Origin of the sequence: Streptosporangium fragile (assembly GCF_039534445.1) — a bacterium.
GTDB lineage: Bacteria > Actinomycetota > Actinomycetes > Streptosporangiales > Streptosporangiaceae > Streptosporangium > Streptosporangium fragile.
The window spans coordinates 14,725-34,148 of sequence record NZ_BAAAVI010000081.1 but is presented as its reverse complement, the minus strand read 5'-3'; the positions used below and the strand labels follow the sequence as shown (position 1 = coordinate 34,148).

Annotated in this window: 21 protein-coding genes; 6 read left to right on the top strand and 15 right to left on the bottom strand. The window is 71.1% G+C overall.

Features of this window, described 5'->3' with window-relative positions:
• Positions 1–439, top strand: a 439-nt coding sequence (locus tag ABD841_RS35040) for a response regulator transcription factor (protein ID WP_344980767.1), incomplete at its 5' end; no start/stop codon positions are given.
• Positions 436–879, top strand: a complete 444-nt coding sequence (locus tag ABD841_RS35035; RefSeq protein ID WP_344980765.1) for a globin domain-containing protein — start codon at positions 436–438, stop codon at positions 877–879. The genes ABD841_RS35040 and ABD841_RS35035, both read left to right, overlap by 4 nt.
• Positions 880–1,027: 148 nt before the next feature.
• Here the strand turns inward: ABD841_RS35035 and ABD841_RS35030 are convergent, their stop codons facing one another.
• The 5 genes from ABD841_RS35030 to ABD841_RS35010 form a co-directional block, all read right to left on the bottom strand.
• Positions 1,028–2,458 (bottom strand): aldehyde dehydrogenase, encoded by a 1,431-nt coding sequence (locus tag ABD841_RS35030; RefSeq protein ID WP_344980763.1) that lies wholly within the window; start codon positions 2,456–2,458, stop codon positions 1,028–1,030.
• 6 nt (positions 2,459–2,464) lie between these two features.
• Positions 2,465–2,668, bottom strand: coding sequence for a tautomerase family protein (locus ABD841_RS35025; protein ID WP_344980761.1), 204 nt, complete (start codon positions 2,666–2,668; stop codon positions 2,465–2,467).
• Position 2,669: 1 nt separating this feature from the next.
• Complete coding sequence (locus tag ABD841_RS35020) at positions 2,670–3,452, bottom strand: 2-keto-4-pentenoate hydratase (protein ID WP_344980759.1); 783 nt, start codon at positions 3,450–3,452, stop codon at positions 2,670–2,672.
• A gap of 125 nt (positions 3,453–3,577) precedes the next feature.
• On the bottom strand, positions 3,578–4,468 hold the full coding sequence (locus ABD841_RS35015; protein ID WP_344980757.1) for a VOC family protein: 891 nt from the start codon (positions 4,466–4,468) through the stop codon (positions 3,578–3,580).
• Positions 4,465–5,109 (bottom strand): class II aldolase/adducin family protein, encoded by a 645-nt coding sequence (locus ABD841_RS35010; RefSeq protein WP_344980755.1) that lies wholly within the window; start codon positions 5,107–5,109, stop codon positions 4,465–4,467. Before ABD841_RS35010 ends, ABD841_RS35015 begins: the two co-directional genes overlap by 4 nt.
• 99 nt (positions 5,110–5,208) lie before the next feature.
• On the opposite strand from ABD841_RS35010, the gene ABD841_RS35005 reads away from it, so the two are divergent.
• Positions 5,209–5,787, top strand: coding sequence for a PadR family transcriptional regulator (locus ABD841_RS35005; RefSeq protein WP_344980753.1), 579 nt, complete (start codon positions 5,209–5,211; stop codon positions 5,785–5,787).
• A gap of 329 nt (positions 5,788–6,116) precedes the next feature.
• Here ABD841_RS35005 and ABD841_RS35000 read toward each other — a convergent pair whose 3' ends face one another.
• The 3 genes from ABD841_RS35000 to ABD841_RS34990 are packed head-to-tail and all read right to left on the bottom strand — an operon-like array spanning position 6,117 to position 9,418.
• A complete protein-coding gene (locus tag ABD841_RS35000) occupies positions 6,117–7,382 on the bottom strand; it encodes an acyl-CoA dehydrogenase family protein (RefSeq protein ID WP_344980751.1) in 1,266 nt (421 codons plus the stop codon).
• 21 nt (positions 7,383–7,403) lie between these two features.
• On the bottom strand, positions 7,404–8,771 hold the full coding sequence (locus ABD841_RS34995; protein ID WP_344980750.1) for a phosphotransferase family protein: 1,368 nt from the start codon (positions 8,769–8,771) through the stop codon (positions 7,404–7,406).
• Positions 8,768–9,418: a TetR/AcrR family transcriptional regulator gene (locus ABD841_RS34990; protein ID WP_344980748.1), complete on the bottom strand. Its 651-nt coding sequence runs from the start codon at positions 9,416–9,418 to the stop codon at positions 8,768–8,770. Before ABD841_RS34990 ends, ABD841_RS34995 begins: the two co-directional genes overlap by 4 nt.
• Before the next feature lie 208 nt (positions 9,419–9,626).
• Between ABD841_RS34990 and ABD841_RS34985 the strand changes: the two genes are divergently transcribed.
• Complete coding sequence (locus tag ABD841_RS34985; RefSeq protein WP_344980746.1) at positions 9,627–10,076, top strand: hypothetical protein; 450 nt, start codon at positions 9,627–9,629, stop codon at positions 10,074–10,076.
• A gap of 106 nt (positions 10,077–10,182) precedes the next feature.
• On the opposite strand, the gene ABD841_RS34980 is transcribed toward ABD841_RS34985, so the two are convergent.
• The 4 genes from ABD841_RS34980 to ABD841_RS34965 form a co-directional block, all read right to left on the bottom strand.
• Positions 10,183–11,112, bottom strand: a complete 930-nt coding sequence (locus ABD841_RS34980; RefSeq protein WP_344980744.1) for an SDR family oxidoreductase — start codon at positions 11,110–11,112, stop codon at positions 10,183–10,185.
• Between the two features lie 95 nt (positions 11,113–11,207).
• Complete coding sequence (locus ABD841_RS34975) at positions 11,208–11,948, bottom strand: SDR family oxidoreductase (RefSeq protein ID WP_344980742.1); 741 nt, start codon at positions 11,946–11,948, stop codon at positions 11,208–11,210.
• Between the two features lie 80 nt (positions 11,949–12,028).
• Positions 12,029–13,036, bottom strand: coding sequence for an aldo/keto reductase (locus tag ABD841_RS34970; protein WP_344980741.1), 1,008 nt, complete (start codon positions 13,034–13,036; stop codon positions 12,029–12,031).
• Between the two features lie 89 nt (positions 13,037–13,125).
• Positions 13,126–14,094, bottom strand: coding sequence for an alpha/beta hydrolase (locus ABD841_RS34965; RefSeq protein WP_344980739.1), 969 nt, complete (start codon positions 14,092–14,094; stop codon positions 13,126–13,128).
• A 242-nt stretch (positions 14,095–14,336) separates the two neighbouring features.
• Between ABD841_RS34965 and ABD841_RS34960 the strand changes: the two genes are divergently transcribed.
• Positions 14,337–14,996: a response regulator transcription factor gene (locus ABD841_RS34960; protein WP_425582091.1), complete on the top strand. Its 660-nt coding sequence runs from the start codon at positions 14,337–14,339 to the stop codon at positions 14,994–14,996.
• On the opposite strand, the gene ABD841_RS34955 is transcribed toward ABD841_RS34960, so the two are convergent.
• Complete coding sequence (locus ABD841_RS34955; protein WP_344980737.1) at positions 14,986–15,348, bottom strand: response regulator; 363 nt, start codon at positions 15,346–15,348, stop codon at positions 14,986–14,988. The genes ABD841_RS34960 and ABD841_RS34955 overlap by 11 nt on opposite strands.
• Before the next feature lie 70 nt (positions 15,349–15,418).
• Positions 15,419–16,747: a CHASE3 domain-containing protein gene (locus ABD841_RS34950; RefSeq protein ID WP_344980735.1), complete on the bottom strand. Its 1,329-nt coding sequence runs from the start codon at positions 16,745–16,747 to the stop codon at positions 15,419–15,421.
• Positions 16,748–17,192: 445 nt separating this feature from the next.
• Between ABD841_RS34950 and ABD841_RS34945 the strand changes: the two genes are divergently transcribed.
• Complete coding sequence (locus ABD841_RS34945; RefSeq protein ID WP_344980733.1) at positions 17,193–18,365, top strand: LysR family transcriptional regulator; 1,173 nt, start codon at positions 17,193–17,195, stop codon at positions 18,363–18,365.
• Here ABD841_RS34945 and ABD841_RS34940 read toward each other — a convergent pair.
• Entirely contained in the window at positions 18,344–19,378 is a 1,035-nt protein-coding gene (locus ABD841_RS34940; RefSeq protein ID WP_344980731.1) for a DUF4331 family protein, read from the bottom strand. The genes ABD841_RS34945 and ABD841_RS34940 overlap by 22 nt on opposite strands.
• Between the last annotated feature and the right edge of the window lie 46 nt (positions 19,379–19,424).

The window sequence follows — 19,424 nt, the reverse complement described above, 5'->3', positions numbered from 1 at the left end:
GGCCAAACCCCCCCCCCCCCCCCCCCCCCCCCCCCCCCCGGGGCCCGCCGGCGACCCGGCCGGCCTGGCCGCGGCCGCCGGAAGGCTGCGCGCGCTCGGCGCCGACCTGCTCGCGGCGGAGGCGCTGTCCGCGGCGGCCCGCCTGTCCGGTCCGCGTACCGCCGCACGGTATCTCCTGGCAGCGGCCGAGCTGCGGGAACGCTGCGAGGGGGCGCGCACGCCCGCGCTCGGTGATCCGGCGGCCCCGGGCATGCTGAGCGGGCACGAGCAGCGGGTCGCGCTGCGCGCCGCCAAGGGCCAGACCGAGCCGCAGATCGCCCGCGACCTTGTCCTCCCCCTCGACACCGTCGCAGATCATCTGCGTAGCATTTACCGCAAGCTGGGCGTGACGGGCCAGGCCGAGCTGGCCGCACTGGTCGTCGAGGAGGCCTGCCCATGATGCCGGAACAGGTGGCGATCGTCCTGGCGGGCGTCGACCGGCTGCGGCCGCGGATGGAGGAGGTCGCCGACGACTTCTACGCCCGCCTCTTCGCCCGCCATCCCGAGCTGCGGCCCCTGTTCTCCGCCGACATCGCGCTCCAGCGGCGCAAGTTCGCCGACGAACTGGAGCTGATCGTCCGGGCGATCCCCGACTTCGGGTCGTTCGTGGAGCGCGCCCGCCATCTCGGCGCCCGGCACGCCGCCCACGGGGTGCGCGTGGCCTCTTACGCGCAGGTGCGGGCCGTGCTGTTCGAGGCGATCGGGCAGGCGCTCGGGGACGACTGGACCGAGGAGACCGAAGCCGCCTGGGGGAGCGCGTACACCCTGATCACCGAGACGATGCTGCTGGGCGCCGCCCGGCCCGCCACCCGGGGGACACTGCGCGGCCGCGGCAGATAGCCGGTCTCCCGCCGCCAAGCCCCCGGCGCACGTCGCGGGGCCGCCGGGGCGTGGCAGGCAGGTGCCCGGCCTCCTCCTCGGCATGCCCCAGGGTGATCGGGCCGCTCTGATAAACGGCCGGTTGCGCGACGTCGGCGCCCGCCCGGGATCAGGTGATCTGCATGACGACGGCCTTCGGCTCGGTGAAGAACTCCCGGCTGAACGTGCCGCCCTCGCGGCCCACCCCCGAGTCGCCCACTCCGCCGAACGGGGCGCGCAGGTCGCGGATGAAGAAGCAGTTCACCCAGACCGTGCCGGCGCGCAGCCGGGCGGAGACGCGGTGGGCTCGGGACAGGTTCTCGGTGAACAGCATCGCGTTGAGGCCGTAGCGGGTGTCGTTCATCAGCGCCACGACCTCGTCCTCGGTGTCGAACGGGGTCACCGTGACGACCGGGCCGAAGATCTCCTCGCGCTGGTGGCGGCCGGTGGCGGGCATGCCGGTGATGACCGTGGGGCGGACGAACCAGCCGTCGCCGAGGCCGCCGGAGTGGACGGTGCCGCCTTCGTCGGAGACGGTCTCGACGTAGCCGCGGACCTTGCGGTAGTGGGTTTCCGACGCCAGCGGGCCGAGCTCGGTGGTGTCCAGCTTGGGGTCGCCCAGGCGCATCGCCTCGGCCGCGGCGGTGAAGCGGGCCATGAACTCCTCGAAGACCGGGCGCTGGACGTACAGCCGGGAACCGGCCAGGCACACCTGGCCGGCGTTGGTGAAGATGGCCCGGATGGACCAGTTCACGGCGTTGTCGAGGTCGGCGTCGGCGAAGACCGCGTTGGCGCCCTTGCCACCGAGCTCCAGGCTGACGGGCACGAGGTGCGCCGCCGCGGCGGCGGAGATGACACGCCCGGTGGTGGACTCACCGGTGAAGGTGATGCGGTCGATCCCGGGGTGCTCGGTCAGCGCCTGGCCGGCGGAGTCCGGGCCGTAGCCGTGCACGACGTTGAGCACGCCGGGCGGCAGGCCGGCCTCCAGCGCGAGCCGGGCGAGGATGGTCGCGGAGGCGGGGGTGTCCTCGGCGGGCTTGAGCACGACCGTGTTGCCCCAGGCCAGTGCGGGCGCGATCTTCCAGGTCTCCAGCATGAGCGGGAAGTTCCACGGCGCGATGGCGGCGGCGACACCGACCGGGTCGTAGCGGGTGTAGGCGTGGTGGCCGGAGTCCATCGGCAGGGTCTCGGCGGTGGTCAGGCGGGCGTGGTCGGCGAAGAACCGGAAGTTGTCGGCGGCCCGGGGCACGTCGTTGCCGCGGCTCTGGCTGATGGGCTTGCCCATGTCACGGGTGTCGGCCAGGCCGAGTCGGTCGGCGTTGGCAACGATGAGGTCGGCCAGGCGGTGCAGGAGCCTGCCGCGTTCGGCGCGGCCCATGCGCGGCCAGGGCCCCTCGTCGAACGCCCGCCGCGCCGCGGCCACGGCCCGTTCCACCTCGGCCGGGCCGCCGAGCGCGACCTCCGCCCAGGGCTCGCGCGTGTAGGGGTCGACGCTGGTGAACGTCTCGCCGCCGGCGGACTTCACCTCCGCGCCGTCGATCACGTGACCGAAGAATTCCATGTCAAGTCACCTTTTGTTGGCTTCGTCGCGTTCGGCGAGCGTCTGGTCTCCGGCCGCCCAGTGGGTGCGCGGCACCTCGCGCACGATCACCCGGATGCTCTGGCCGGGCGCGCCGATGGAGCGCTCGACGGCGGCGTGGACCTCGTGGATGAGGGCCCGGATCGCGGCCGGATCGCGCCCTTCGGACAGGGTCACCTCGACCAGCGGCATGTCACACCCCCGCCACGGAGACGGTACCGAGGCCGGCGAAGCGTACGGTGACCGACGAGCCGCGCCGGAGCGGCACCGCGTCGGTCATCCCGCCGGTCAGCACGATCCACCCGGCCTCCAGGGCCAGCCCGCGCGTGGCGAGGGAGTTCGCGGCCAGGGCCAGGGCCTCGCCGGGATGCCCCTGGACCGCGGCCCCGGTCGCGGTGTCCACGACCTGCCCGTCCACCTCCAGCACGCAGCCCAGCAGCGACAGGTCCAGCCCTTCGGGCGTGCGCCCGACCGGGCCGATCCCGAAACGGGCGGAGGAGGCGTTGTCGGCGACCACGTCCGGCAGCGTGAACTTGAAGTCGCGGTAGCGGGAGTCGATCACCTCGAACCCGCCGTACACCGCGCCGACCGCCGCCATCGCGGAGGCCGCCGTGACCCCGGGACCGGCGAGCCGGTCCTTGAGCACGAAGACGATCTCCGGTTCGACCCGCGGATGGATCAGCTCGTCCAGCCGGACGGCCTCACCGGCGGGCAGCACCATCGCGTCGGTGAGCCAGGCGGTCAGCGGCGCGTCGATACCCATGCGGCGCTGCTTGGCCCGCGAGGTCAGGCCCAGCTTCACCCCGATGACCGTCTCGCCGGCGGCCTTCTTGCGCGCCAGCAGCGCGTCCTGTGCCCGGTAGGCGGTGGCCAGGTCCAGGCCCGGCCACTCGTCGGTGATGGGGCCGCGGTCGGCGCGGTTCCGCTCGGCCTCCAGCAGCACCTCGGCGGTGCGCTCTATGGTCCATTCACTCATGTGTTCGTTCGCTTTCCTGTGGCCACCGTCCCGGCCGGGTGAGGTGCGGGGAGCGGCGACCGGCGCGGCGGCAGGTGCATGGCGCGCCGCGATCGGCCGGGTGATGGGCTTGGGCGTCCGGGGGCTCAGTCCCGGCCGAGGGGGCGGCGGATCTGCGGCTGGGTGTGGACGCGGCGCGTCGGGCCCTGCCACATGTCGATCGAGCCCGGCTCGGCGGGGTCGAAGTAGCGGGGCCGCCAGGCGTCTTCGTCGGTGATGAGGCGCACGCCCCAGGAGTACTCGTAGGTGATCCCCTCGGGCCCCTTGAAGTAGATGAAGACGGCCGTGGACTGCGGGTGGCGGCCGGGGCCCATCTCGATCTCGACGCCGTTGGCCTCCAGGAAGTGCCAGTTGCGCATCACGTCGTCGAGCGAGTCGACCTGGAAGTTGATGTGGCACAGGCCGGGCTGGCTGCCCTGGAAGACGGCCAGCTTGTGGTGGACCTGGTCGATGCGCATGAGGCAGGCCCAGTCGCCGATCCAGTCCGAGACGCGGGCGTTGAACAGGCCGGACCAGAAGCGGTACGCCTCACGCACGTCGGGGGCGTCCAGGCACAGGTGGCCGAACTCGGTGATGCCGGCCTCGCGCCCGTGGCGGACCGGTGCGGTCAGTGTGACCTGGTCGATCACGAGGTCGACGCGGTTGCCGAAGGGGTCGTCGAAGGACAGGAAGTCCCTGACCCGGCGGGAGCGGGCGGCTTCGGCGTCGCCCCGGACGACGGTGACGCCGGCCTTCTCCAGCTCGGTCTCGGCGGCGGCCAGCGCGTCCTCGTCGCGGAGCGTGAAGCCGGAGCTGATGACGCCGGACTCGCCCTCGACCAGGGCGAGGCAGTGGTGGCGCTGGTCGGCGCGCAGGTAGGCGACGCCGTCCTCTTGGGCGGTCAGCTCCATGCCGACGACGTCCACCGCGAACCGTAATGCGGTGTCGAGGTCGGCGGCGCCGGAGCGGACGTAGGCGATGTCCTGAAGCTCGATCATGACGACTCCCGGAGGTAGGACCAGATTCGGGTGGACAGTTCGGATCGCACCGCCCGCCACGCCTCCTGCTCGGCGGGCGTGATGGGGACAGGGGTTCCGGAGGCGGCGGCGGTGGCGTTCATACGGGCGGAGGCCTCCAGCACCCACATGAGGGCGACGGCCTCGCCGACGCTCGCGCCGACGGTCACGGCGCCGTTGCCCCGCATGACCAGGGCGGGGGCATCGCCCAGCCGCTCGGCCAGCGTCCGGCCGCGCCCGCGGTCGCGGACCAGCACCGCGTCGTCGAACACGGGCACCTCGGGACCGAGGAAGGCCCCCTGCCCGTGCAGCGGCACGATCGGCACCCCGGCCGAGGCCAGGGCGGTGGCGGTGGGCGGCTGCGCCCGGCAGATCGCGCGTACGTCCGGCCGGGCGCGGGCGATCTCCACGTGGATCCAGGCCTCGCGCGGCGTGCCCTCGGGCAGGTCGGCGGCGTCCACCGGGACTTCGGCGTACCGGCTGCCGGGGCCGAGCGTCCCGAGCGGCACCGGCGGCGTCATGAGCAGCCGATCGTCCGCGATTCGCGCCGACACGTGCCCGAACGCGGTGACCAGCCCGGCTGCCGCCAGCGCTCGCCCGGCGTCCGCCAGCTCTACGCTCACCCCGAAACCTCTCTCCCGTGCAATCGATCAGGCAGGCATGACCATACCTGTATCTTCATACATGTTCTAGTGGAGACAAGGCATCCTTATGCTGATGGCATGTCGCTTCAGCACGCATTGCTCGGTGTCCTGGAAGCGCGCCCGATGAACGGGTACGAGCTGACCCGCTTCTTCGAGGCCGCCCCGCGCTGGGTGTGGTCCGCGCCGCAGAGCCAGATCTATCCGACGCTCCGGCAGATGGAGCAGGCCGGGCTCATCGAGGGCCAGAAGGAGATCCGCGGCACCAAACTGAAGCGGACGGTGTACTCGATCACCGAGCGCGGCCTGGAGGAACTGCGAACCTGGCTGGGCACCGACCACGCCGCGGCCCCGGTACGCGACGCGTTCTTCCTGCAGGCGCTCTTCTTCGACATGATCGAGCCGGATCGGGCCGCGTCGGTGCTGAAGACGTACATCGCCGAGCAGGAGCAGCTGATCGTCGAGTGGCGCGCCCACCGGGAAGCGCTGCTGGCCAAGAACACCGACCTGCTCAAGGAGCGGCTGAAGGACCGCCCGCCGGCCGAGCACGACCGCATCGCCAAGCTGAAGGCGCACGTCTTCGCGGGCCAGATCGCCGTCGCCCAGGCTCGCGCGGACTGGGCCCGCGAAAGCCTCCGCCTCCTGGCGGACGACGTCTGACCGGTCACGGAATGCCGGGGGCGCGACACAGGGCCCGGCCGCGGTGCGCACGACGGAGTGACCTGGTCCATCCGCCTCCGCCTGTTCCGGTCGGAGGCGGAGAGCGCGCTGTCAGGGATTCCCGGTCACCGACGAGATGCGCGCCCGGTTGTCGCCGATCCGCTACACCACATCACCTTCCGGGCCGTCACGCCTTCGCCCGTGCCGGCACCACCGTGGGCCCGCGCCCCTTCCACGAGGCTGTGGTCGAGGCGGCCCCGCTGGGGAGTGACGGTGCGGGCACACCTGCGCCGGGGTGCCCGCCCCGGCCGCAAAGGACTGAAGACCCGTCACCGGAGAACGGGAGACCGGGCGGGGCGGGGCATGAAACCGAAGAGGAAACCGGCGATCCTGCGGATCTGGACCTCTTCGGAGCCCTCCGTGATGCGGTAGCGGCGGTGGTGCCGGTAGATGTGCTCGAACGGCTTGTGGCGGGTGTAGCCGATGCCACCGTGCACCTGGATGGCACGGTCGGCGGCCTCGCAGACCAGGCGGTTGGCGCGGTAGTTGCACATCGCGACCCGGTCGCTGAGGGTGGTGGGGTCGGTGGTGCGGTCCAGCTCCCAGGCGGTCCTGCGGACGAGCCCTCGGATGAGCTCGGCCTCGGTGTGCAGTTCGACCAGGGGCCACTGGATGGCCTGCCGGGTGGCGAGGGGCTTGCCGAAGACCTTGCGTTCGCGGGCGTAGGCGACGCTCTGGTCGATGCAGTACTGGGCGGCGCCGAGGCTGGAGGCGGCCTGCCGGATGCGGTTCTCGTGGACGAACTCCTGGGCGACCGCCAGGCCCATGCCCTCCTCGCCGAGGACGGCGGTGGCCGGGACGCGCACGTCGCGCAGGTCCACCTCGGCGTGGTCGGTGGGCATGTTGAACGTCCAGTGGAACAGGCCGATGTCGAACCCCGGAGCGTCGGTGGGGACGATGAACGCGGTGATGCCGCGGGCGTCGCCGGGCGCGCCGGAGGTGCGGGCGAAGATCAGGTCGTGGGTGGCCTTGTGCAGGCCGGTGTTGAAGCGTTTGGCGCCGTTGATCACATAGTCGTCGCCGTCCCGTTCGGCCGTGGTCTCCAGCCAGGTGGCGTCGCTGCCGTGTCCGGGCTCGGTGAGGCCGAAGGCCAGCAGGCAGGTGCCGTTCAGCATGCCCGCCAGGTACTCGGCCTTCTGCCCGGGGGTGCCGAACCGGTCCAGTACCAGGGCGGACGGGAAGTTGCCGACCACCGAGGACTCGTCCTGCAGGTCGTTGTGCAGGCCGAGTCCCTTGGCCGCGAGGTGCTCGCGGATGATCGCCATGTCCAGGTTGGTGCCGCCCCGGCCGCCGAGTTCGACGGGTAACGCGTAGCGCAGGAAGCCTGCGGCGTCGGCGCGGCGCCGCATCTCGTTCAATAGGTCCTCCCACTCGGCGCGTGGTGTGCCGCCCGCGTCCCAGTCGGTGCGGGCGTGTTCGCGGCGGTGGTCGAAGAACTGGATGTTCTCCTCTTCCAGGGGGCGGATCTCCCGTTCGATGAACGCGTCGAGTGAGGTGAGGAATTCGGTCAGTGTCGTGGACGGTGCGAAGTCCATGCGCGTGTCTCCTGGGGTGGGTCAGCCGGGCTGGCCGAGGTAGCCGGGGTTGGCGACGAGTAGTTTGTCGATGACGGTGTCGGCGACGGCGGTCACGACGTCGCCGAGCCGGTCGTCGAGAGCGCCGGAGCGGATGGCTCCGGCCAGGGCGGCGTCGTCGGTGCAGCCCAGAGCCGTCAGGCGGCGGCGGTGCGCCTTGGCGCAGGTGTCGGCGAGGAGTGCCTCCCGCTGTGCGATGCGCAGCGCGTTGGCCGCGACCAGGGCGTGGAAGCGCAGCCGCTGGTCGTCCGTGTCGGCCACTTCGGAGGTGAGGAAGTCGCCGACTGCTGTGAGCAGTCCGAGGTGGCCCGGCCGGTCGTGCGGTGGGGTGGGTTCGTCGGTGAGGCCGTCCAGGGGGTCGGCCACCTGCCGGGTGGTGGTGTGGCCGAGGGCGAGCAGCAGGTCGTGTTCCTGCTCGCAGACTCGGCGGCCCAGTACGGCCATCTCGATGGAGGGCTCCGCGCCGGACAGGTGGCGTTCGGCCTGCATCCGGCAGAGGAGGGCCCAGCGCAGCGTGCCGTAGACCTCCCACCAGTGCAGCCGTTCGGGGTCGGGGCGTTGGCCGGTGATCTCTGCGTACCCGTCGAGCAGTTCTTCGCGGGGGCCGAAGCCGCCGACGGGTGAGGCGGAGCCGAACCGCCATGCCTTGACGCAGAGCCAGCCGAGGTCTTCGACCGGGTCGCCGCGGTGGAGCAGTTCCCAGTCGAGTACGCCGCGTACGCCCGTCTTGTCCACCAGCAGGTTTCCGTTGCGGAAGTCGCCGTGGACCAGGTGGCCGGGGACTGGGGAGGGTCGGTTCCGGGTGAGCCATCGCAGGCCGAGTTCGACTGCCGGGCGGGGTTCGCCGAACTGGTCGTACAGGTCGGTGAGCACGCCGAGGGGGTCGGTTTCCTCCAGGCCGGGGACGGCGGTGAGCGGGACGGTGTGGATGCGGGCGAGTATCCGGCCCAGCTGGCGGGGGAGTCGCCGGCGGACGTCCGTCAGGTGGGGGTCGCGCAGTAGCCGGCGTGGGATCGTCTCGCCGTCGAGACGCTCCATCAGGAGGTAGGGGGTGGAGATGGTGCCGCTGCCGTCGCCGTGGTCGTGTACCCGGGGCACTGGGACGCCTGCGTCCAGTGCGGCGCGTAGGGCCGCCGCTTCGCGGGCCATGATGTCGGGGCGGGGCGTTTGGGGTGGGTCGCACCGCAGGATCAGCCTGTGCTCGCCCGCTTCCAGGGACCAGGTTTCTCTGCTGGCTCCGCCGGACAACTGTCGTAATCCGCTGATCCGGGTGGGTGCGCCCCACAGTTCGGCGAGTCGCCGGTTCAGTTGCCGGTGGACGTGCGCCGCGCGTTCGGTGGGGGTGGTCATCGTTCCTCCCGCCGGTGTCCGACGGTGTCCAGCGCCATCTGCTGGTAGATCGTGGCGATTTCCGTGGGGGATTGTGGTCCGGTCTCGCGAAACCAGGTCGCCACGGCGGTGCAGGCGGTGGTGATCATTCTGGCGGCTTCCTTGGGGTGTGGGGTGGTGAAGACGCCCTGTGACACGCCGTCGTGGATCACTCGGTCGAACATCCGTTGCTGGGCGTCCCGCTTGGAGACGATCAGTGCTCGGGCGTGGGGGGAGAGGCTGCGTAGTTCGGTGTTGCCGAGCAGGCTTTCCCGGCGTCCTCGGGTGTGTGCCAGCACGTGCTGTTCCACGATGGCGCGTAACCGTTCGGCCGGGGCCGGGTCGGCGTGGAACAGCGCGTCCTCGGTGTGCTGGACCAGCGCGTCCATGATCCGGTCCAGGATGGTCACCAGCAGGTCGTGTTTGGATGTGAAGTGGTGGTACAGCGCTCCTGGGCTGATCTTTGCCGCGTCGGCGATGTCCCGTACCGATGTGCCGTGGTATCCGTGTCTCGCCATCATCTCGACGGCGGCCGCGATGATCGCTGCCGCCGTCGGGTCGTCGCCCTCCAGGACCGCGACGCTGGGTGGGATCGGCCGGGTCGCGTCGTGTCTCTTGATCGCGTCCATCCGGCTCCCTCCGTTCCGGCCGCCGGCCGGTGGCTCAGTACGGCGTTCCAGAACGATCGTTTGAAATCCGCGGGGATGTCAATACCGGTTTCCCTGGTGAATTCGGCATCTTCGAAAAGGGTGATCGTTGAACGGTCGTTCGTCGACCAAGGCGACTTCGCGCCGAAATCTGGTTGATCGGAGGTGCGGCCGGTGCCACCATCCTCGAATGAACGAACAGGAACTGGCGCAGATCCAGGCGAACGTCAACCTTGCCATCGACCAGCTCGGGCCACTGAGTGACGTGGATTTCGGCCTCAACCGGGAGTCCGTCGAGTGGGTCGAAGGCTTCATCGAGCGCCAGCGTTCCCGGACGGACTTCGACCTGGAGCAGATCGGTGTCCTGGTCGGCGTGCTCGGCTCGTTCCTCGGCGCATGCATCGTCGCCGCCACGGGAGGCAGCTGGCACAGGTCGGACGATGACGGGTGGGGCGTGCTCCTGCCCGATGGCAGCACGGCCTTCCCGTTCGCGAAAGTGCGCAAGCAGTTCCGTGACGGGGTGGAGGAAGGCGAGTCGATCGCCGGTTTCTACCGGATCGCGGTCGACTTCATCGCCACGGGGAAGCTGCGGGAAGCACGTGAGGGCGGCGCCGGGAGCGCTGACCGGCACGCGACATGATCCTTCCACTGCGCCGTGCCGGGGTCCCAGCCGCTGACGCCGGCCGTGCAGGCCGGGCCGGGCATCCGCTCCCCGCCCGCACAACCGCGGGTGGTTCCGACGGCGTTCATGCGTTCATGCGCTGCGCCGTGATCTCGTCAGGTGCCTCCCGGTGTGCGGCGAGCAAGTCGTCGAGGCCGACGCGGGTGAGGAACTCGCGGCGGACGCGGTCGGCAACGTTCGAGACCTCTTCGGAGCCGTCGTCGGCCGGGTCGATGTGCACGCGGTACGGGCGCTGCCCCGCGGGGAGCGCGACGATCCGGGCGATCTCGTCGGAGACCAGGGATGCGTCCGCGCCCTCGGGGGCCAGTGCGGCGAGCTTCCGGGCAACCTGGTCCATGAGGCCGGGGTACTTCGTCTCGTACTCCGCCTCGATCGCGGCGTCGGCCGGGTGGCCCGAGTGGGCGAAGTGGTTGGTGCCGCTGGTGAACGAGCCCGGGACCACGATCGACGTTTCCACACCCCAGCGGGCGAGCTCGGCGGCATAGCTCACGGCGAGGGAGTCCATGCCGGCCTTGGCGGCGAAGTAGGGCGCCAGGTACGGCGGGGTTCCGCCCTTGACGCTGGAGCTGGATACCCAGATCACGAGGCCCCTGCCTGCCGCGCGCATGTGCGGGAGGGCGGCACGGTTGACGCGCTGGGTGGAGAGCACGTTCACCTCGTACAGCTCGGCGAGTTGCTCCGGGGTGAAGGCTTCCGCGGGGCCGGTGACCATGTGCCCGGCGTTGTGGATCAGGACGTCGACGCGGCCGTGTTCGGCGATGACGTGAGTGATCGCGGCGTCGACGGACTCCTGGGAGTTGACGTCGAGTTCGATGGCGCGCAGGTCGACGCCGTGCCGGGCGCTGTAGTCGGCGGCGGCCTCGGCCTGGGGGGCGTTACGGGTCGTGGTCTGCCGCATGCCGGCGTAGACGGTGTTGCCGGTGTCGGCGAGGGCGCGGGCGGTCAGGGCGCCGAAGCCGCTGGACGCGCCGGTGATCACGACGATGTCGCTCATGGGAGTTCTCTCCTTTGGGACGGGGTCACTGCCTGCGCCGGAGAAGGAGGCGCGCGACGGGTGCCGGGAAGGGTGTGCGGGGAGGGAGAGGGTGCTCAGGCCACGCCGCCGTTGGCGTACAGGACCTGGCCGTTGATCCAGCGGGCCGGGCCGGCGAGGAACGCGACCGCCTCGGCGATGTCCTCCGGTGTGCCCAGACGCTCGAGCGGGGCGGCCTTGGCAAGGTTGTCGATCGTGGCCTGGTCCTTGTCCCGGAGGAACAGGGGGGTGGCGGTGGGGCCGGGGGCCACGGCGTTGACGGTGATGTCCTTGCCGCGCAGTTCGCGGGCCAGGACCAGGGTCATGCCCTCCACGGCGGCCTTGCTGGCCGCGTAGGCGCCGTAGGCCGGGAACTGCAGGCGGGTGACCGAGGTCGAGAAGTTGATGATCGCGCCACCGGTACGCACCCGCCGGGCCGCCTGCTGGGAGACCACGAAGGTGCCGCGGATGTTGGTGCGGTGCATCCGGTCCAGGTCGTCCAGGTCCAGCGTGGCGATCGGTGACAGCAGCATGACGCCCGCCGTGTTGACGACGACGTCGACGCCGCCGAACTCCCGCTCCACGGCGTCGAACGCCTCCGCCATGGCGTGCTCGTCGGCGACGTCACCGCCGACCGCGATCGCCCTGCCGCCGGCCGCGATGGCCGCGGCGACCGTCTCGTCGGCGCGGGCCTTGTTGCCGGCGTAGTGCACGCCGACGGCGATGCCGTCCCTGGCGAGACGCTCGACGACCGCGCGGCCGATGCCGCCGGAGCCGCCGGTGACCAGGGCGACGCGGGTAGTGGTGGTGTCCGTCATGGTGATCCGTCCTTCGGTGAGGTGTTCGTCGGACCCGCCGGGGGGAGCCGGGCGGGGGTTGGGCGTGGGTCGGCGGTGGGTCAGCGTTCGCTGTCGAGGGTGGCCATGAGGGGGGCCGCGTAGCGCTCGCCGGCGGCGGACCCGGCGGGAACGGCCGCTTCGATCTCGGCCAGGGCGCCGGCGTCCAGAACGAGGCCGACGGCGCCGAGGGATTCGGCCAGGCGCTCCCGCCGGCGGGCGCCGACCAGAGGGACGATGTCCTGGCCCTGGGCGGCCACCCAGGCGACGGCGATCTGGCTGGTGGTGGCGCCCAGGCGTTCGGCGACGCGTCCCAGCGCTTCGACCAGGCGCAGGTTGGCCTGGAGGTTCTCGCCCTGGAATCGGGGGCTGTGGGCGCGGAAGTCGCCCGCGCCCAGGTGCCGCGCGGTCGTCCAGTGGCCGCTGAGCAGGCCGCGGGAGAGCACGCCGTAGGCGGTCAGGCCGATGCCGAGCTCGCGCAGCGTCGGGATGACGGAGGCTTCCGGGCCGCGGGAGAGCAGCGAGTACTCGATCTGTACGTCGCTGATGGGTGCGACGGCTGCGGCGCGGCGGACGGTGTCCGCCCCCACCTCGGACAGGCCGATGTGCCTGATGAAGCCGGCCTGCTGCATCTCCGCGAGTGCGCCGACGGTCTCCTCGACGGCGATGTCGGGGTTGAGGCGCGCAGGGCGGTAGATGTCGATGTAGTCGGTGTTCAGCCGTCGCAGGGAGTAGGCGAGGCGGTCCTTGACCGCGGCCGGGGACACGTCGTAGGGCACGGGCTGGAAGCCGCCGTCGGGGGTGCGGCGCGAGCCGAACTTGACGCTCAGGATGACCTCCTCGCGCCTGCGCTCCTTCAACGCCCGGGCGATGAGCATCTCGTTGGCGCCCGAGCCGTAGAAGTCCGCGGTGTCGATGAGGTTCAGGCCCGCGTCGAGGGCGGCGTGCAGGGTGGCGAGGCTTTCGGCGTCGTCGGCGGGTCCGTACAGATCGGACATCCCCATGGCGCCCAGCCCGATGGCGGACACCTCGGGGCCGCTCGCGCCGAGCTTGCGGGTGGCGATGGTCATGGCGGTGCTCCTTGTCGGACGGAAACAGGAGCCGACGCGAGCGCGGCCGAACCCGGCCAGGACCTCGCGCGGCGGCGGTGGCGTTACGGTCAGACGGCGAGTGCCGTACGCAGAGCGGCGATGGCCTGGTGGATGGCCGCGTCGGCGGCGTGGGTGTCGCGCAGGGCGTTCAGCATGACGAAGTCGTGGATGATGCCCTGGTAGCGGACGGCGGTCACGGGAACGCCGGCCTGGCGCAGCTTGTTGGCGTATGCCTCGCCCTCGTCACGCAGGACGTCCGCCTCGCCGGTGATGACGAGCGCCGGCGGCAGGCCGGCGAGTTCTTCGGTGGTGGCGCGCAGCGGCGAAGCCGTTATCTCGGAGCGCTCCTTCTCGTCCGTCGTGTACTGGTCCCAGAACCACTTCATGGCTTCGCGGGTCAGGAAGTATCCCTCGGCGAACTGGTGGTAGGAGCCGGTGTCGAAGTTCGCGTCGGTTACCGGGTAGAACAGGAGCTGGAACTTCAGCGGGACATCGCCGCGCTCCTTCGCCATGAGGGTCATCGCGGCCGTCATGTTGCCGCCGACCGAGTCGCCCGCGACGGCCATTCTGGAGGCGTCCAGGCCCTTGCCGGCGCCGTCGGTGACGACCCATCTGGCCACCGTGTAGTTCTGCTCGATGGCGACCGGGTAGCGCGCCTCGGGCGACAGGTCGTATTCGGGGAAGACGACAGCGGCGCCGGTGCCCACGGCGAGCTCGCGGACGAGCCGGTCGTGGGTGTGGGCGTTCCCGAACACCCAGCCCGCGCCGTGGATGTAGAGCACGACCGGGAGGGCGCCGACGGCCCCGGTGGGCTTGACGATGCGAGCGCGGACGCCGCCCGCCGGCCCGCTCTGCACCGTGATCCACTCCTCATCCACGGCGGGCTTCGTGATCTCCCCCGACTGGACCTCGTCCACCGCCTTGCGGCCCTCGGCCGGGGGCATCTGGTACAGGAACGGCGGCTCCGCCGTAGCCTTCGCGAACGCCGCCGCGGCTGGCTCCAGGACGGGGGTGACCGGCGTGAACGTCTCGGACATGATGCTCCTCCACTGAGGGCGAGGGCTGATCGGGGCTCGGCGGGGAGCCGCCTTTGATGTCTTCCAGTCTGGTCACGGGCCGTCCGGACGGCTGTCGAGCCGCCTCCAAAGCCTGTGTCGGCCGTCCCGAGGTCGCATGTGGGGAAGACCCGACGTCTCCGGGCGCCCACCGCCCCGTCAGGCGGCGGCGGGCCTGGATACGGGCCCGAACGGGGCCGTTACAGCCCCAGTAGGATGCGCTCATGAATGAGCCTCTGCGCGCAGTGCTCGGAGAAGACCAGGTGATCGTCCGTGAGGGCGTCACTGCCATGCTCGAGCGGTCCGGCGTCGAGGTCGTCGCGTCGGTCCCCAACGCCGTGGAACTGGTCAGGGCTGCCGCGGAGCACAAGCCGGACGTGGTGATCACAGACATTCAGATGCCGCCGAACCTGACCGACGACGGGCTTCAGGCGGCGCGGCGGATCCGGGCGGAGCAACCGGGCACACCGGTGATCGTGCTGTCCCAGTTCCTTGACGCCTCGTTCGCCCTCGATCTCGTCGGAGACGATCCGAGCGGAGTCGGTTACCTGCTCAAGGAGAAGGTCGCCAGCCCGCAGGTCCTCATGGACGCGGTGCAGCGGGTCGTCGCCGGCGGTTCGGCGCTCGACCCGGACGTCATCGCCACGCTCGTCAGCCGCCGGCGCACAGCGGACCCGCTGGACGGGTTGACCCCCCGGGAGCGGGAGGTCCTGGCGCTGATGGCCGAGGGGCATTCCAACTCCGGCATCGCCGAGAAGCTCGTGGTGACGGTTCCGGCGGTGGAGCGCCACGTGACCGGAATTTTCCTCAAGCTGGGCTTGCAGCAGGCCGAATCCTCACAGCACCGTCGCGTTCTCGCCGTGCTGCACTACCTCAAGCGGTAGGCGAGAAAAGAGCGTTCAGGTCGGTGTCGACCAGCCGGTCCTTGGCCACGAAGCGCAGGATTCCGGCACTGGCGAGTTCCTCATCCGACCAGGCCGAAGGGTCGGTGGAGGTCATGACGATCCTCAGCGGGTGCCCCTCTCGGGTGAGTGCTCGGGCGACGGACAGGCCGTCCTCGTCCGGGAGGTAAAGATCGAGCAGCACGCCGTCGGGGCGGTGCTCCCGGACCGCCGCGACCGCCGATGCCCCGTCCGGCGCCTCGGCGACGACCCGCAGCCCTCGCGCGGCCAGCAGTGTCTTGGCGATGCGACGGAAGCCGGGGTCGTCGTCGATGACCACCACGTTGACTGACACGAGACCAGCATCTCCGACGGGACAACGCGCAAGCCATGGGGCCAACCCCACGGTTCGCCCTCAGGGGGCCTCAGGCCGGTATCGGGATCCGCGCCAGGATCGTCGTGCCGCCGCCCGGGGGCGACTCGATGGTCAACGTGCCGTCGAAGGCGGCCACCCGGTCCGCCAGTCCGGTCAGACCACTGCCGGCCGTGGCGGCGCTCACGCCGCCGACACCGTTGTCGGCGACCCGGATCTGCAGGGCCTCCCCGCGCTCAAGGGAGATGTCGATCCGGGACGCCTGGGCGTGCTTGACCGCGTTCGTCACGGCCTCCGCCACGACGAAATAGGCGTTCGATTCAACGGCAGCGGGAACCCTCTGGTCGAAGTCGCTCTCGACGACGGCGGGAATCGGACAGCGGGATGCCAGGTCCTGCACCGCCGCCACCAGCCCCTTCACCGTCAGCACGAGCGGATAGATCCCCGACGCGAGCTCCCTCAGCTCATCGATCGCCGTCTGCGCGTCGGCGATCGACTGGTCCAGCAGCTTGGTGGCGGACGGTTCCGTATCGGGCACCAGTTCCCGTGCGAGCCGGAGCCCGATCATCAGGCTGACGAGTCGTTGCTGCGCCCCGTCGTGCAGGTCCCGAGCCGTGCGCCGGTGTACCGCCTCGACGCTTTCCATGATGCGCCTGCGGCTGTCCTGCAATGAGGCCGCCATGGTGTTGAAGGACACACCCAGCGCACCGATCTCCGCCACCTTACTGGGGGCGATCCGCACTCCGAGGTCACCGCCGGCGAGCCGTGCCGCCGCAGCCGCCGCCCCACGGACGGGCCGCACGACGGCGCGGTGCTGGAGCACCGTGAAAGCGGCCACGAGCGCGGTCGATGCCGTCAGCCCCACACCTGCCGCAATCACCGCCCGCCGCCCGTTGGCCCCTGCGGTGTCTTCGCGCGTCGCGAGCTTGCCCCGTTCGTCCGCCGTGTACTGGTCGAACTGTGCTCGCAAGGCATCGACGCGCCGCTTCCCCTCGGCCGTCGCCGTCAGATCGGATGCGGCGGGATCACCTCGCCGCACCGCCTCCACCAGCGGAACCGAGTAGTCGTTCACCAACGAGTCGACGCCCTGCGTGATCTGTTCGGCAATGCGCCGCTGTTCGGGAGAGGTAGCGGTCTCGGTGAACCTCCGCGCCTGGGCGGGGAACTCCTTCCGTGCCGCCTGCCACGGCTGGAGGAACTCCTCACGCCCGGTGATCACGAAGCCGCGCTGCCCCGTCTCGAGGTCGAGGACCAGTTGTTCCAGGTTGCCGGCTTCGACGAGGGCCGCCCGGGATGCGCGTCTCGCCGATGTGGAGCTGTTCGCGTCAGCGATCGCCCACAGCAGGACGGCGAACGCGACACCTATCAACAGGGCAAGCACCGCGCTCGCCGCGATCGTGAGGCTCGTGAGTCCCAGTCGCGGACCCCCGTACCCTCGTCGTACCCTCATGCTCCGCCCAGGGACGTGTGCTTACCTGTCGGCACAACCGTACGACTCCGCACCCTGACCCACCTCGTTCCCTCCTACAGCGACTTGGGCGCTCTGGAACCACCCGCTCCGCAGAAGGCGCGTGCGCCGACCCGTCCGGACGGTGCCGCGTACACCAGCCGGACGTGGAGCGAGTCCGCCGGCGCGGCCGGCGACAGAGGCGTCCGAGGGGAGACCGATCATAGGTGACGGCCGCCCGTTCACCCTGCAGGGACCAGGCGCTCAATGGGAGTATTCAGCCGCGGTTATGGGCAGGTCCAATACCTATTGAGGTGCTTTCGATAACCAGAGGGCATCGGTGTGGGAAGGGCCGGGGAGTGGGATGATTGTTGGCCCGATGGATCTCGATCTGCGCAAGCTGCGGTACTTCGTGGCCGTGGCCGAGCGGCTGCACTTCGGCCGGGCGGCCCTCGCCCTGCACGTCACCCAGCCCGCACTGTCCCGCCAGGTACGGCAGTTGGAGCGCGACCTCGGGGTCGTGCTCTTCAGCCGCACCAGCCGGGAGGTGACGCTCACTCCCGCCGGTGAGCAGTTCCTCCACGACGCCAGGGCGCTGCTGGCCGCCGGGCAGGCCGCCCAGGACCGGGCCCGTCGCATCGGTGCCGGCGAGGACGCGCTGACCGTCGGCTTCATGCTCGGCACGGACATCACCGTCGCCGTGAACGCGTTCTCCGCCCGCCATCCCGACGTGCCGATCGAACTGGTCCGCATCCGCTGGTGGAACATGGCGCGGCCGCTCCTGGACGGCACCGTCGACGTCGGCTTCGTACGGCTGCCCGTCGACGCCGACGGACTGGACATCCTGCCCCTGTACCCCGAGCGGCTCAGCGTCGTCCTGCCGGCCCAGCACCCCCTGGCCGGCGAGGCCGCGATAGCCGTCACCGCCCTCGCCGACGAACCGATCCTGCGGTACGCCGACGCCGCGCCCGCCTGGGCGGCTGCCTGGAACGCCCAGGCGCCGCCCGACGGCACCCGGTTGCCGCGGGGACCCGCGTTCCGCGACATGGAGGAACTCCTCGGCTACGTCAGAGCGGGGCGCGGTGCGGTCCTCGTGCCAGAGCCGGTGGCGGCCCTCTTCCCGCGCCCCGACATCGCCTATGTCCCCGTGACCGACGTACCGCCGGGCCGGGTGGCCCTTGCCTGGGACGGCGCACGGCGGACCGGGCTCGTCACCGGCTTCGTCGAGGCCGTCCGGAGCGCCCTGCGGCTGGGGCAGTGGACCGCCGGCCGGTCGCCATACGGCGACGGCGCCCGGCCACGTCACGACGAACAGGCCGACGATCAAGGCCAGAGCACTGCGGACCGACCCGGTGGCGGTCACGCCGACGCAGATTCCGATGGGTTGCGGACACGGACCTTCCTCGGGAAGGTCCCGCGGTGTCAGGAGCGCACACCCGCTCTCGGGACCGGTACGGCCGCCGGGCATCGACCGGACACGGCGGTGGCCGTGCGGGGCCGCTCGCCCCGCACGGCGCCGGGTCGCCCGGGTCAGGAAGCGGAGGGCACGTAGGGGAAGACGGAGGACGGCTTGGCCGTCACGGACTCCTTCCCGATGCCGAGGGTGACGGGCGTGTTGGAAGCGAAGGAGAACATGACGTCGGGAGCGTTGTCGGTCAGCGACCGGCCGTTCCACTCGGCGAAGCCGTAGGCAGCCGGTGTCCCGACGGTGTACGGCAGGACATTGGGCAGGATCCTGCTGACGACGGTCCGGGCGTAGGCTTCCGGGTCCTCGGCGTTTCCGTAGGCGCGCACCACACCCGCCACCATGTCGGTGAGCAGCTTGCCGTGGATCCGGACGTCGTCGGCCGGGACGTTCTCGTTGAGGCGGTCGCCGAGGTCCTCGTCGAACTGGGTGAACAGCGGGTGGATCATCGGCAGGCCGGCCCGGTTGATCGGACGCCACCCGCCGGCGTCAGTGGCCAGCCAGGTCAGGCCCCACACGCCGATCCGGTGGTCCTCGCCCGCGACCGGCAGCAGCTCCTCGTCGGTGACCTCCAGGACGATCGAGTAGACCGTGTGCCCGGCGAAGAGGTTCTTCGCCCCGGCCGGGTTCCAGGAGGACAGATCGACGATGGTTCCGTCCTGGAACGCGTGGCCGACGGCGTGCAGCACGTCCGGCTCGATCCAGAACGGGTCGCCCGCCTTGCCGACCCACACCCGGCCACCTCCCGCGAGTTCGGCGGCCTCGCCGGTGCGGCCCCGGGCGATCACCGTGCCGGCGGCGAAGGCGTCGCGGGCCTCCGGCCCGGCCAGCCGGCGCAGCTCGTAGCCCTGGGCCCCGTCGGCGTCGGCGTCCGAGAAGGTGAAGCGGTAAGTGAGGTCCTCGACGGCGTCACCGTTGCCGTCGATCTTGAACTCGTACCGGCCCTCGGGGTGCAGACCGCGCGGGATGTCCTCGCCGGCGAGCGAGTGACTGTGGTTCGTCACGAACACCGTCCCCCGCTCTCCGCGGAAGACGTACAGGTCCGTGATGTCCAGGCGCGGGTCCTGGCGGGCGGCGGGCGAATCGAGGTGGTGGGACATGGCGCTCTCGCATCTTCTCTCGCTGGATCGGCAGACGGGAAAGGCC